Genomic DNA, 12,126 nt, shown 5'->3' on the forward strand with positions numbered 1-12,126 from the left:
GACATGAAAGGTGAACAAGGATGGAGGGACGTATGATCCACAAGAATTGGGCTGAGCTCATCAAACCTACGCAGTTGGACGTCAAGCCGGGCAATGACCCGACCCGTCAGGCAACTGTGACCGCCGAACCGCTGGAACGCGGCTTTGGTCTGACCCTTGGCAACGCACTGCGCCGTATCCTGATGTCATCGCTGCAAGGCGCGGCCATCACGACCGTGCAGATCGACAACGTGCTGCACGAATTCTCCAGCGTTGCTGGCGTGCGTGAAGACGTGACCGACATCGTGTTGAACCTCAAGGGTGTCGCGATCCGCATGGAAGTCGAAGGCCCCAAGCGTCTTTCCGTTCAGGCCAAAGGCCCGGGCGTTGTGACTGCTGCCGACATTTCCGAAAGTGCGGGCATCGAGGTGCTGAACAAGGATCACGTGCTGTGCCACCTTGACGAAGGCGCCGACCTTTACATGGAACTGACCGTCAATACCGGTAAGGGCTATGTCTCGGCCGACAAGAACAAGCCCGAAGATGCGCCCATCGGCATGATGGCCATCGACGCGATCTATTCGCCGGTCAAGAAAGTCAGCTATGACGTGCAGCCGACCCGCGAAGGTCAGGTTCTGGACTATGACAAGCTGACCATGAAAGTCGAAACCGACGGGTCCATCACGCCCGATGACGCCGTGGCATTCGCCGCACGCATCCTGCAAGACCAGCTGTCGATCTTCGTGAACTTCGACGAGCCGGAAAGCGCGCAAGCCCAGTCCGACGACGATGGATTGGAGTTCAACCCGCTGCTGCTCAAGAAAGTTGACGAGCTTGAACTGTCGGTCCGTTCGGCCAACTGCCTCAAGAACGACAACATCGTTTACATCGGCGATCTGATCCAGAAAACCGAAGCAGAAATGCTGCGCACACCCAACTTTGGCCGCAAGTCCTTGAACGAGATCAAGGAAGTGCTATCGGGCATGGGTCTGCACCTTGGCATGGACGTTGAAGACTGGCCGCCGGACAACATCGAAGATCTGGCGAAAAAGTTCGAAGACCAGTTCTAAGGAAAGCGTAAGGTGGGTCTTGACCCACCTTACCTCACGACCCGGGCATGGTGCCCCAATAACGGAGCTGGCGTCTACGCAGCGCACAGCCCACCCTAACACAAAATGGAGACTTCATCATGCGTCACGCACGTGGTTACCGCCGCCTCAATCGCACCCATGAACACCGCAAGGCGCTGTTCGCGAACATGGCAGGCTCGCTCATCGAACATGAGCAAATCAAAACAACTTTGCCCAAGGCAAAGGAACTCAAGCGCATCATCGAAAAGATGATCACGCTGGGCAAGCGCGGCGATCTGCACGCGCGCCGTCAGGCTGCATCGCGACTCAAGCAGGACATGCACGTTGCCAAGCTGTTTGAAGTGCTTGGGCCCCGCTACAAGGACCGCAATGGTGGTTATGTGCGCGTTCTCAAGGCCGGCTTCCGCTATGGTGACATGGCACCGATGGCGATCATCGAATTTGTTGATCGTGACGTGAACGCCAAGGGTGCCGCCGACAAGGCCCGCCTTGAGGCAGAGGAAGCCGCAGAATAATCCTGCCGCCCTCCATGGAATCAGAAAAGCCCCGCCTACCGGTCGGGGCTTTTTCTTTGCGCGCCATCACGACGAGAGCGGCGGAGAGCGCAGATACACGTCTGTTTCGTCGTCCTCATCCAGTGCATCACCATCTTCTTGCGGCGAATCCGCGCCCAGATAAGCGACCAGCTGATCAACCCCCACTTTGCCGAGTGCTGTAATCCGTTCCAACAAATCCTGATCTGATGTCTGCACCTGTTACTCCTTTGATTTCCAACACTTCGGCTTACAATTTAAGGTTGACTGAATTTGATGCAACTTGTCTAAAAGGACATGTCTTTACGTTCCGGAATCGATCTTAAAACTGAAGAATTGGCCCGTTTGGCGCCAAAAGGGTTCTTCTTTGCGTTGCATATCCGTTTTGCCTTGCCGCTATTGCACCATCAAACCTTTCCCGAAGGCTGGACCGACCTTTACACCGAAGAAGCCTTTGCGTTGCGTGACCCGATTATTGCCTGGGGGTTTAGCGAACTTGGCACCGCGCGCTGGAGCGAGATCGAGATACCGGATCCGTTTGACATTCTGGGACAAGCCCGTGAATTCGGCATGGTCTATGGACTGGCCGTGTCCTGTGGCCCTATGAAATCCCGCACGATTGCATCTGCCTGCCGTGACGACCGTGAATTTAATGATGATGAGATCGGCGCATTTGCCGAACAGATTTCGCACCTACACGACATAACCGAACCACCAGAGTCGCTTACCAAAGCGCAAATCGAAGCCCTACGGTGTATTGCCGAGGGAGATCGTCACGCAGCTGCCGCCGCACGATTGAATATCTCAGAAAGCGCCCTCAAGGCGCGGCTTTCATCCGCCAGGACGAGTCTGCTCGCTCGCACCACGGCCGAAGCCATCCAACGCGCACGGGACAACAGACTGCTTTAACATCTCCTCTCTAAGATATGCCGGCGGGTTAGTTTTCCTAACTTTGCTGGAGGAAATGATGCAAAGCACTACACTTTCGTTCGCCAACATGCACAACCATGGCGAGTTATTTGCCAACATTCTACGCGCTAGGCGTGATTCGTTCATCATCAAAAAGGGCTGGGACCTGCCCGAAACCATGGGGATGGAATTTGACCAGTATGACACGCCTGCCTCGCGCTGGCTGGCTGTTTACGATGATACGGGGAATGTTCTTGCCGGTGTGCGTCTTACGCCGACCACGGCGCGCTGCGGCATCTACAGTTATATGATCCGCGATGCGCAGAACGGGCTGCTGGATTCGATCCCGCATGATCTGCTGTATGATGATGCCCCGATTGACGGCGGCACCTGGGAGGTGACGCGCGGGTTCGTCGCGCCCGACATTCCGGCCAGCATCCGTCACCGTGTGCGCATGAAACTGGTGTTGGAAATGCTGCGTACAAGTCGTGAATTGGGCGTGCGCCGGATGCTGGCGTTGCTGCCCTCAAACTGGCACCGTTGGGCGGCGCGATGCAAGCTCGACATGGTTGCCGCGGGGCGTAACATGAACATGGGCGGGATTGATTATCAGGCCGTCTGGATCGACTTTTCCACGCAACTGCACTGATGTGTTTCCAACCCTGTCGCATGGGCGTAACCTGTCGGCATGTCAGATCTGTTCGACACAGCCAGCGCCACGCCCAGCACTGCCCCCCGGCCGTTGGCCGACCGGTTGCGCCCGAAAAAGCTGGCCGAAGTAATCGGGCAGGATCAGGTGCTTGGCCCTGATGCGCCGCTGGGTGTCATGCTGTCGTCGGGCAGTTTGTCATCGCTTGTGTTCTGGGGGCCGCCCGGTGTTGGCAAGACCACGATCGCACGCCTGCTGGCCGATGAAACCGACCTGCATTTCGTGCAGATCAGCGCGATTTTCACGGGCATGCCCGAACTGCGCAAAGTGTTCGAGGCCGCCCGGATGCGCCGCCAGAACGGCAAGGGCACCCTGCTGTTCGTCGATGAAATCCACCGTTTCAACAAGGCGCAGCAGGACGGGTTTCTGCCGCATATGGAGGACGGGACGATCTTGCTGGTCGGCGCCACAACCGAAAACCCCAGTTTCGAGCTGAACGCCGCCGTGCTGTCGCGTGCGCAGGTCCTGGTGCTGAAACGTCTGGAATTGGCCGATCTGGAACGCCTTGCGCAACGTGCCGAGGGCGAGATCGGCAAGCCGCTGCCCCTTGATGGCCCCGCCCGCGAGGCACTGCTGGAAATGGCCGATGGCGACGGGCGCGCCTTGCTTAACCTGATCGAACAGGTCGCCGCCTGGAAGGTTACAGGTAAGCTTGACCGCGAGGCCCTGTCCACCCGCCTCATGAAGCGCGCCGCGAAATACGACAAATCGGGCGATGAACACTACAATCTGATCAGCGCTTTGCATAAATCCGTGCGCGGCAGCGATCCTGACGCTGCCCTTTACTGGTTTGCGCGGATGCTGACGGGCGGCGAAGATCCGCGCTTTCTGGCGCGCCGCATCACCCGCATGGCCGTCGAAGACATCGGGTTGGCTGACCCACAGGCGCAACACGTTTGCCTGCAATCATGGGAAACCTATGAACGGCTGGGTAGCCCCGAGGGCGAGTTGGCGCTGGCACAAGCGGTGACCTATCTTGCCCTCGCCCCGAAATCCAACGCGGGCTATGCAGGCTACAAAAACGCGATGGCCGCGGCGCGTCAAACCGGCAGCGAACCACCCCCAAAACACATCATGAACGCGCCGACCAAGATGATGAAGGAACAAGGCTATGGCGACGGTTACGCCTATGATCATGACGCCGAGGACGGGTTTTCCGGCCAGAACTATTTCCCCGACGGGATGAAGCGCGGCGTCTATTACACGCCCGTTGATCGCGGCTTTGAACGCGAATTGAAAAAGCGGCTGGATTACTTTGCCAAGCTGCGTGCCAAGCGCGGGAGTTGACAACGCCGCGCCCCCGCGCGATTGCACGGGCATGTTGCAAAACCTTTCATATGTGGCCCTTGGCGGGGCAGTGGGTGCCGCGCTGCGCTACCTTGTCGGGATCGGCGTCGTGCGCATGGTGGGCCACGGATTTCCGCTGGCGATCATCACCGTCAACGTCATCGGGTCGTTCCTGATGGGCGTGTTTGTGGTGATGGCCGCGCATCGTGGATTGACGCATCTTTCGCCGCTGGTGATGACGGGTTTCCTTGGCGGGTTCACCACGTTTTCCGCCTTTTCGCTTGAAGCGGTGACGTTGTTTGAAAGGGGCGAAACCACGCAAGCCGCCCTTTATGTGGCGCTGTCCGTGGGCCTGTCGATTGGCGCGCTGGTCCTGGGCCTGATCATTGCGCGGGGGATATACGCATGAGCCGTGCACAACTGATCACAGTGGGCGAAGACGAGGGCGACCAGCGCCTTGATCGCTGGCTGCGCCGCCATTTTCCGCATCTGTCACAGGGGCGCATTGAAAAGATGTGCCGCAAGGGTGACTTGCGCGTTGATGGGGGCCGTGTGAAATCATCCACCCGTCTTGAGGTGGGCCAGCAGGTCCGTATTCCGCCGTTGCCAAGCGCCGATGAAATCACCGCCCAAGCCGTCATGCGCAAGCACGTCAGCCCTGCCGACGAAAAGATGATCCAAGCCTGCGTGATTTACCGCGACGATGATATCATCGTGTTGAACAAACCCGCAGGCCTGCCGACCCAAGGTGGCAGCAAGCAAACCCGTCACGTCGATGGCATGGGCGAGGCGTTGAGGTTCGGCCTCGAGGATCGCCCGCGCCTTGTGCATCGCCTTGATAAAGACACCAGCGGCGTGCTGATTCTGGGCCGCACACGCATGGCTGCCAAGGAATTGACCGAAGCGTTCAAACACCGCGAGACCCGCAAGATTTACTGGGCCGCGGTTGCTGGCGTGCCGCATCCACGCATGGGCACAATTAAATATGGCCTGCTGAAATCCGGTGGCCACGGGCGCGGTGGCGAGAACGAAAAGATGCGCTGCATCCACCCCGCCGAAGTCGACAAGACCGAGGGCGCGAAACGCGCCACAACTGACTATGCGGTCATGGACAAGCTGGCGAGCCGCGCTGCCTGGGTCGGCCTTGTGCCGATCACCGGGCGCACCCACCAGTTGCGCGCGCACATGGCCGAACTGGGCCACCCGATCATTGGTGACGGGAAATATGGCGGCTCGGCGCAGGAAAACCTTGGCGATGGCTGGGGCAGCGGCATGGGCGAGGAAATCGGCCGCAAGCTGCACCTGCACGCGCGCCAGTTGACCATCCAGCATCCGACGACCAAGCAAGTCATGACCTTTGTCGCGCCCTTGCCCGATCACATGAAACACACGTGGGATTTCGTCGGATGGGATGCCACTGGAACCCCCAACGATCCGTTTGAAGAGTTGATGTGACCAAGCTGCGACTTGTCATATTCGACGTGGATGGCACACTGGTTGATAGTCAGGCCGATATCGTTGCCGCGATGAACACTGCATTTCGCGCCGAAGGGATCACACCACCTTCGCCCGCAGCGACGATCGCCATTGTCGGGCTGTCGCTTGAGGTGGCCATTGCCCGCTTGCACGCGGGTCTGGACGCTGCTGCGCTGGCGCGCATGGTTCAGGGCTACAAGGATGCCTATATCGCCTTGCGCAGTGCCGCAGCGATCACTGAAACAAGCCCTCTTTACCCACGCGCGTTTGAAACGCTGCACATCCTGCATGCGCAACCCGATACCATTCTGGCCGTGGCGACCGGCAAGTCGCGGCGCGGGTTGGACAAGCTGTTGCAAGGGCATGGCTTGGCGCGTTTGTTCGACAGTCAGCAGGTGTCAGATCACCATCCTTCCAAACCGCATCCTGCAATGATCCAGGCCGCACTGGCCGAAACCGGTGTGGATGCCAGCCGTGCGGTGATGGTTGGCGACACCACGTTCGACATGGACATGGCACGTGCGGCAGGGGTGAAAGCAATTGGCGTGTCGTGGGGCTATCATCCCGTTGAAAAACTGAACGCGGATGTGCTGATCGATGATTTTAGCGCATTGCCCGCAGCCCTTGACCAACTCGTGGAGCCTTGAGAGATGAGCGACTGGACAGCGAAACGGTTCTGGACCGAAGTGAACGTCAGTGAAACGAACGGCGGCTTTGGCATCGCGCTTGACGGTCGCGCCGTAAAGACACCTGCCAAGGCCGCGCTGGTCGTGCCGACCCGCGCGCTGGCCGAAAAGATCGCCGCGGAATGGGATGCGGTGGACAAAGTCGTTAACCCCGAAACCATGCCTTTTACCCGCTCGGCGAATGCGGCCATCGACAAGGTTGCCGAACAACACACCGAGGTCGCGCATCTGCTGACGGAATATGGCGGAAGTGATCTGCTGTGCTATCGCGCCGAATCGCCTGCCGAACTGGTCGCGTTGCAAATGGCGGGCTGGGACCCGGTCTTGCAGTGGGCGGCGGACGCGCTTGGCGCGCCTTTGGTCACGGGGCAGGGCATCTTGCCGATTTCTCAACCGGAATCGTCACTCGCGCGATTGGGTGAACTGGTGGCGCAGCAGGATGCGTTTTCGCTCACGGGATTTCACGATTTGGTTGCCATGACGGGGTCACTTGTCCTTGCGCTGGCGGTGACGCACGGACAGCTTAAGCCCAATCAGGCATGGGATTTATCGCGCATTGACGAAGACTGGCAGATTTCCCAGTGGGGCGATGACGACGAAGCGCTCGCAGTTGCTTCACGAAAACGTTCCGCGTTTTTGCACGCGGACACCTTTTGTCGGCTTGCAAGAAACACCGGCTAAAGTCGAATCGCCTGCCCAAGCGCGACGGTTCAGCCCAATGGCCTGCGGGTTACGTAGTGTTTTCGCGAACCTCCCCTTGACCTATGTGCGTGAATCCGACCAATCTAAACCCGTTGTGGCAGAGACATCTGCCCGCGTATCGCTCCTGTCCAACGTGGCAGCTAACTAATCCCCTGATGAGGGGGAATTCAGGAAGAGGTAAAAATGAAAAAATCCGTTCTCCTCGGCGCACTGACCATTGCAGGTCTTTCCGCCGGCGCCGTAGCGGCTGGCACACTTGATGATGTGCAGGCCCGTGGCAAGCTGAACTGTGGTGTGACGACTGGCTTGATCGGCTTCGCAGCCCCCGACGCAAATGGCGAGTGGGAAGGCTTTGACGTCGGCGTTTGTCGCGCTGTTGCGGCTGCCGTTCTTGGCGATTCCACTGCAGTAGAATTCGTTCCGACAACCGGTCAGACACGCTTTACCGCGCTGGCGTCCGGCGAAATCGACATGCTGGCCCGTAACACCACATGGACCTTCTCGCGCGATGTCGACCTCAAGTTCGAATTTGTCGGCGTGAACTACTATGACGGCCAAGGCTTCCTTGTCCCACGTGACCTGGGTGTTTCTTCGGCCAAGGATCTGGACGGCGCGACCGTTTGCATCCAGACCGGCACCACAACCGAGCTGAACCTGGCCGACTACTTCCGTGCCAACAACATCAGCTACGAGCCGGTTCCAATCGAAACCAACGCCGAAGGTCAGCAGCAGTATCTTGCTGGCGCATGTGACGTTTACACCACGGATGCTTCCGGTCTGGCCGCGACACGCGCGTCGTTCGAAAGCCCCGCTGATCACGTCCTTCTGCCCGAAATCATTTCGAAAGAGCCGCTGGGCCCACTGGTCCGTCACGGCGATAACGAATGGGCTGACGTTGTTCGTTGGACACTGAACGCGCTTGTCACCGCCGAAGAACTGGGCGTGACATCCGCGAACATCGGCGAATTGTCCGCTGGCACAAACAACCCCGAAATCAACCGTCTGCTGGGCACCGAAGGTGAACTTGGCGCGATGCTTGGTCTTGGTGCTGATTGGGCCAAGGCTGCCATCATGGCAGGTGGCAACTATGGCGAACTGTTCGAAAAGAACATCGGTGAAAGCACACCGATCGGTCTGGCGCGCGGTCTGAACGCACAGTGGACCGAAGGCGGCCTGATCTACTCGCCACCTTTCCGCTAAGAACTTCAAGTCAGGGCGCGACTTTCGGGTCGCGCCCTTTCTCAATAAAAAGACCAATATAACACGACCAACACGACACCTGCGATCAGTGCGCAGCCGGGCCAACCGGCGTGATGCTGAACCAGCGGGACCGGGAGAATATGACAATGTCCACGTTAAGTGACGTGCCGAAGGATTCCTTTCGGCTGAGCCAACTCATCTATGACACGCGCTATCGTTCGATTACGATCCAGGTCATTGCGTTGATATTGATCGCAGCGGGCCTTTGGTGGCTGGTCAACAATACAATTTCAAACCTTGCAGCATTGGGTAAGACCTTTAGCTTCGGTTTCCTGAGCCAGCCTGCTGGCTATGACATCAACCAGATGTTGATTGAATACAATAACCAGATGTCCCATGGGCGCGCCGCGCTTGTCGGTATCATGAACACGCTGCTGGTCGCCTTTTTGGGCTGTATCGCGGCAACGTTCATTGGTGTGATCGCCGGCGTCCTGCGCCTGTCCAAAAACTGGGTCGTCAGCCGCCTGATGGCCGTTTACGTCGAAGGTTTCCGCAATGTGCCACTGCTTTTGTGGATCATTCTGATTTTCGCTTTCTTTTCCGAAGGCCTCTCTGAACCCCGAGATTTCCGCGGGGATGACGCCGAAGCCTCGATGATCCTGGGTGACAGCGTCGCCATCACGAACCGCGGCACCTATATTCCGCGGATCGGCTTTACCAATTCCCTAAGCGGCAACGAAGCTGTCGCGTCGCAGGAAGGCGGTATCGCCGTGGCCTCGGGGGGATCGACTGGATCGTGATCTTTGGCGCGCTGATCGCCAGCATGATTGCCATCCATTTCGTGAACAAGGCCGCGACCGCGAAACAGCTGTCAACGGGGGTTCGACCAACGACGGTTTGGACAAACCTTGCGATCTTCTTTGTTCCGGTTGCGATTGTGTTGTTCATTCTGGGCGCAACGATCGTGCAACCGTATTTTAGGGGCTTCAACTTCACGGACGGCGTGCATGTGCGCAACTCGTTGCTGGCACTGTGGCTGGCGCTGTCGCTTTATACCGGCGCATTCATTGCTGAAATCGTGCGCGCGGGCATCCTCGCGGTCAGCAAGGGACAATCCGAGGCAGCCTCGGCGCTGGGCCTGCGACCACGCCGCACGATGAGCCTTGTGATCCTGCCCCAAGCGATGCGGGTGATCATCCCGCCGCTGATCTCGCAGTTTCTGAACCTGACGAAAAACTCCTCCCTTGCGCTGGCCGTGGGTTACATGGATGTGCGCGCCACACTTGGCGGCATCACAATCAGTCAGACCGGACGCGAGCTTGAAGGGATCATGTTGCTGGGGGCCTTCTACCTGACCCTGTCACTCGTGATTTCGGCAGCCATGAACTTTTACAACAACTCGACCAAGTTGAAGGAGCGGTAGAATGTCAGAGACACACGCACAAACCGTCTCCTATGTCCGCGACAGCATGTTGCCAGAACAGGCACCGCCAATCACGGAAACCGGTGCGATCAAGTGGATTCGCGAGAACCTGTTCTCAAGCTGGCTGAACGGGATCCTTACCGTGATCTCGATCTACGTGATCTATGTCGTGCTGGCAGGTGTCCTACCCTGGCTGTTCAACAGCGTTTGGGGTGTCGGATCGCTTACCGAATGCCGCGAAGTCCTTGATGAAAAGGGGCTTGGCAGCCACGATGGGGCATGTTTTTCGGTGCTGAATGACCGTTGGCACCAGTTGGTCTTTGGCTATTACCCATCCGAGCTGTATTGGCGCCCTGTGCTTGCGCTGATCCTGTTCCTTGTCGGTATCATGCCTGTGCTGTTTACCGGCCTGCCGCGCAAGATGTTCATCCTGACCGCTGCTGTGCCCTTTATCTGCTTCTGGCTTCTTTGGGGCGGATCAATCTGGGGTCCGATCGCGATTGCCTTGGGGTTTGCCCTTGGATTTGGCGCACTCAAGGTCATCGGTGAAGGGCTTAGCCCACTTGCCGGTCTGATCGCCGCTATCGTCGTGCCATTGATCTATTGGCTTTATGGTGCGGGTTTCCTTGCCCGCGAGTTGCAAGAGGCGATCCCGATTGGAATTGAGTTCGTCGAATCGCGCCAGTTCGGTGGCTTTATGCTGTCGGTCGTGATTGGCCTGTCGGCGATTATCCTGTCGCTGCCTTTGGGTATCCTCTTGGCCCTTGGCCGCCAGTCTGACCTGATCATCATCAAGACATCGGCCGTCGTGTTCATCGAAGTGATCCGCGGTGTGCCGCTGATCGTCTGGCTGTTCACGGCGCAACTGCTGCTGAACTACTTCTTGCCGCCCGGCACGAACTTTGATCTGACACTGCGCGTGATCATCATGGTGACGCTCTTTGCATCGGCCTATATCGCCGAAGTTGTGCGTGGTGGTCTTGCCGCCTTGCCAACGGGCCAATACGAAGGGGCGGACAGCCTTGGCCTGGATTACTGGCAGTCCATGCAGCTGATCATCCTGCCGCAAGCGCTCAAGATTTCGATACCCGGCATCGTGAACACCTTTATCGGCCTGTTCAAAGATACCACGCTTGTGGTGTTTATCGGGCTGTTTGACCCGCTTGGCATCGCTGGCGCGGTCCGCGCCACAACTGAATGGAACGGCATCTACTGGGAGCTGTTCGTCTTTATCGGTCTGATGTTCTTCATCGCGTGCTTTAGCATGGGCCGCTATTCCCTGTTCCTCGAGAAAAAGCTCCAGCGTGAGCACCGTTAAGGAGACCTGATATGTCTGAAGTCGCAACCCAACGCGAGATTGATCGCAGCCACATGCAGGTGTCCGACGAGGTCGCCATCCAGATCACCAATATGAACAAGTGGTATGGCACCTTTCACGTCCTGCGTGACATCAACCTGACGGTGCATACCGGCGAACGTATCGTGATCTGCGGCCCGTCCGGGTCGGGCAAATCGACCTTGATCCGTTGCATCAACCGGCTTGAAGAACACCAGAAAGGCCAGATCATCGTTGACGGCACCGAACTGTCGAGCGATCTGAAAAACATCGACAAGGTGCGCTCCGAGGTCGGGATGTGCTTTCAGCACTTCAACCTGTTCCCGCACCTCACAATCCTTGAAAATTGCACATTGGCGCCAATCTGGGTCCGCAAGACCCCCAAGAAGGACGCCGAAGAAACGGCGATGCACTACCTTGAAAAGGTCAAGATCCCAGAACAGGCCGACAAATACCCCGGCCAGTTGTCTGGTGGTCAGCAGCAGCGTGTGGCGATTGCGCGGTCACTGTGCATGAAGCCGCGGATCATGCTGTTTGACGAACCGACCTCGGCGCTTGATCCGGAAATGATCAAGGAAGTGTTGGATACGATGATTGAACTTGCCGAAGAAGGCATGACGATGCTTTGCGTCACGCACGAGATGGGCTTTGCCCGTCAGGTCGCCAACCGCGTCATCTTTATGGACCAGGGGCAGGTCGTCGAAGAAAACGAACCCGAAGAATTCTTCAACAACCCGCAGTCCGAGCGCACACAATTGTTCCTGAGCCAGATTCTGGGCCACTAAATCAGGTAAA

At 57.9% G+C, this 12,126-nt stretch carries 13 protein-coding genes and 1 pseudogene; 13 read left to right on the forward strand and 1 reads right to left on the reverse strand.

What is annotated here, in order from left to right; all coding sequences use genetic code 11:
- Nucleotides 1-32 precede the first annotated feature (32 nt).
- Both SJY21_RS12520 and rplQ read left to right on the forward strand, forming a co-directional pair.
- The gene (locus tag SJY21_RS12520) at nt 33-1,049 is read left to right on the forward strand and encodes a DNA-directed RNA polymerase subunit alpha (RefSeq protein ID WP_377511139.1); all 1,017 of its coding nucleotides are present in this window, start codon (nt 33-35) and stop codon (nt 1,047-1,049) included.
- Between the two features lie 119 nt (nt 1,050-1,168).
- Nucleotides 1,169-1,585 carry a 50S ribosomal protein L17 gene (rplQ, locus tag SJY21_RS12525; RefSeq protein ID WP_148054372.1) on the forward strand — a complete coding sequence of 139 codons (417 nt, stop codon included), beginning with the start codon at nt 1,169-1,171 and terminating at the stop codon, nt 1,583-1,585.
- 66 nt (nt 1,586-1,651) lie between these two features.
- Here the strand turns inward: rplQ and SJY21_RS12530 are convergent, their stop codons facing one another.
- Entirely contained in the window at nt 1,652-1,822 is a 171-nt protein-coding gene (locus SJY21_RS12530; protein WP_377511142.1) for a hypothetical protein, read from the reverse strand.
- Nucleotides 1,823-1,900: 78 nt separating this feature from the next.
- Here SJY21_RS12530 and SJY21_RS12535 point away from each other — a divergent pair, with 78 nt between their 5' ends.
- From SJY21_RS12535 to SJY21_RS12585, 11 genes and pseudogenes are all read left to right on the forward strand, one after another.
- Nucleotides 1,901-2,512, forward strand: coding sequence for an autoinducer binding domain-containing protein (locus tag SJY21_RS12535; protein WP_377511145.1), 612 nt, complete (start codon nt 1,901-1,903; stop codon nt 2,510-2,512).
- A 58-nt stretch (nt 2,513-2,570) separates the two neighbouring features.
- Nucleotides 2,571-3,161 carry an acyl-homoserine-lactone synthase gene (locus tag SJY21_RS12540; RefSeq protein ID WP_377513238.1) on the forward strand — a complete coding sequence of 197 codons (591 nt, stop codon included), beginning with the start codon at nt 2,571-2,573 and terminating at the stop codon, nt 3,159-3,161.
- Nucleotides 3,162-3,200: 39 nt separating this feature from the next.
- Nucleotides 3,201-4,508, forward strand: coding sequence for a replication-associated recombination protein A (locus tag SJY21_RS12545; RefSeq protein WP_377511148.1), 1,308 nt, complete (start codon nt 3,201-3,203; stop codon nt 4,506-4,508).
- A gap of 31 nt (nt 4,509-4,539) precedes the next feature.
- Complete coding sequence (crcB, locus tag SJY21_RS12550; protein WP_377511150.1) at nt 4,540-4,917, forward strand: fluoride efflux transporter CrcB; 378 nt, start codon at nt 4,540-4,542, stop codon at nt 4,915-4,917.
- Nucleotides 4,914-5,963 carry an RluA family pseudouridine synthase gene (locus SJY21_RS12555; RefSeq protein WP_377511153.1) on the forward strand — a complete coding sequence of 350 codons (1,050 nt, stop codon included), beginning with the start codon at nt 4,914-4,916 and terminating at the stop codon, nt 5,961-5,963. The genes crcB and SJY21_RS12555 overlap by 4 nt, the downstream gene beginning before the upstream one ends.
- A complete protein-coding gene (locus tag SJY21_RS12560) occupies nt 5,960-6,631 on the forward strand; it encodes an HAD-IA family hydrolase (protein ID WP_377511156.1) in 672 nt (223 codons plus the stop codon). The genes SJY21_RS12555 and SJY21_RS12560 overlap by 4 nt, the downstream gene beginning before the upstream one ends.
- 3 nt (nt 6,632-6,634) lie before the next feature.
- Entirely contained in the window at nt 6,635-7,351 is a 717-nt protein-coding gene (locus SJY21_RS12565; protein WP_377511159.1) for an ATP12 family chaperone protein, read from the forward strand.
- A gap of 204 nt (nt 7,352-7,555) precedes the next feature.
- The gene (locus SJY21_RS12570; protein WP_377511162.1) at nt 7,556-8,572 is read left to right on the forward strand and encodes an amino acid ABC transporter substrate-binding protein; all 1,017 of its coding nucleotides are present in this window, start codon (nt 7,556-7,558) and stop codon (nt 8,570-8,572) included.
- 146 nt (nt 8,573-8,718) lie between these two features.
- Nucleotides 8,719-9,995: pseudogene (locus SJY21_RS12575) on the forward strand (amino acid ABC transporter permease).
- 1 nt (nt 9,996) lies between these two features.
- Nucleotides 9,997-11,313, forward strand: coding sequence for an amino acid ABC transporter permease (locus tag SJY21_RS12580; protein WP_377511165.1), 1,317 nt, complete (start codon nt 9,997-9,999; stop codon nt 11,311-11,313).
- 11 nt (nt 11,314-11,324) lie between these two features.
- Nucleotides 11,325-12,116 carry an amino acid ABC transporter ATP-binding protein gene (locus SJY21_RS12585; protein ID WP_377511168.1) on the forward strand — a complete coding sequence of 264 codons (792 nt, stop codon included), beginning with the start codon at nt 11,325-11,327 and terminating at the stop codon, nt 12,114-12,116.
- The last annotated feature ends 10 nt before the right edge of the window (nt 12,117-12,126 follow it).

The sequence above is a fragment of the Octadecabacter sp. R77987 genome, assembly GCF_042466115.1.
Classification (GTDB): Bacteria; Pseudomonadota; Alphaproteobacteria; order Rhodobacterales; family Rhodobacteraceae; genus SW4.

Coding starts and splice junctions, on each gene's coding strand:
- SJY21_RS12520 (WP_377511139.1), top strand. CDS start 33: ATGATCCACAAGAATTGGGCTGAGCTCATCAAACCTACGCAGTTGGAC.
- rplQ (WP_148054372.1), top strand. CDS start 1,169: ATGCGTCACGCACGTGGTTACCGCCGCCTCAATCGCACCCATGAACAC.
- SJY21_RS12535 (WP_377511145.1), top strand. CDS start 1,901: ATGTCTTTACGTTCCGGAATCGATCTTAAAACTGAAGAATTGGCCCGT.
- SJY21_RS12540 (WP_377513238.1), top strand. CDS start 2,571: ATGCAAAGCACTACACTTTCGTTCGCCAACATGCACAACCATGGCGAG.
- SJY21_RS12545 (WP_377511148.1), top strand. CDS start 3,201: ATGTCAGATCTGTTCGACACAGCCAGCGCCACGCCCAGCACTGCCCCC.
- crcB (WP_377511150.1), top strand. CDS start 4,540: ATGTTGCAAAACCTTTCATATGTGGCCCTTGGCGGGGCAGTGGGTGCC.
- SJY21_RS12555 (WP_377511153.1), top strand. CDS start 4,914: ATGAGCCGTGCACAACTGATCACAGTGGGCGAAGACGAGGGCGACCAG.
- SJY21_RS12565 (WP_377511159.1), top strand. CDS start 6,635: ATGAGCGACTGGACAGCGAAACGGTTCTGGACCGAAGTGAACGTCAGT.
- SJY21_RS12570 (WP_377511162.1), top strand. CDS start 7,556: ATGAAAAAATCCGTTCTCCTCGGCGCACTGACCATTGCAGGTCTTTCC.
- SJY21_RS12580 (WP_377511165.1), top strand. CDS start 9,997: ATGTCAGAGACACACGCACAAACCGTCTCCTATGTCCGCGACAGCATG.
- SJY21_RS12585 (WP_377511168.1), top strand. CDS start 11,325: ATGTCTGAAGTCGCAACCCAACGCGAGATTGATCGCAGCCACATGCAG.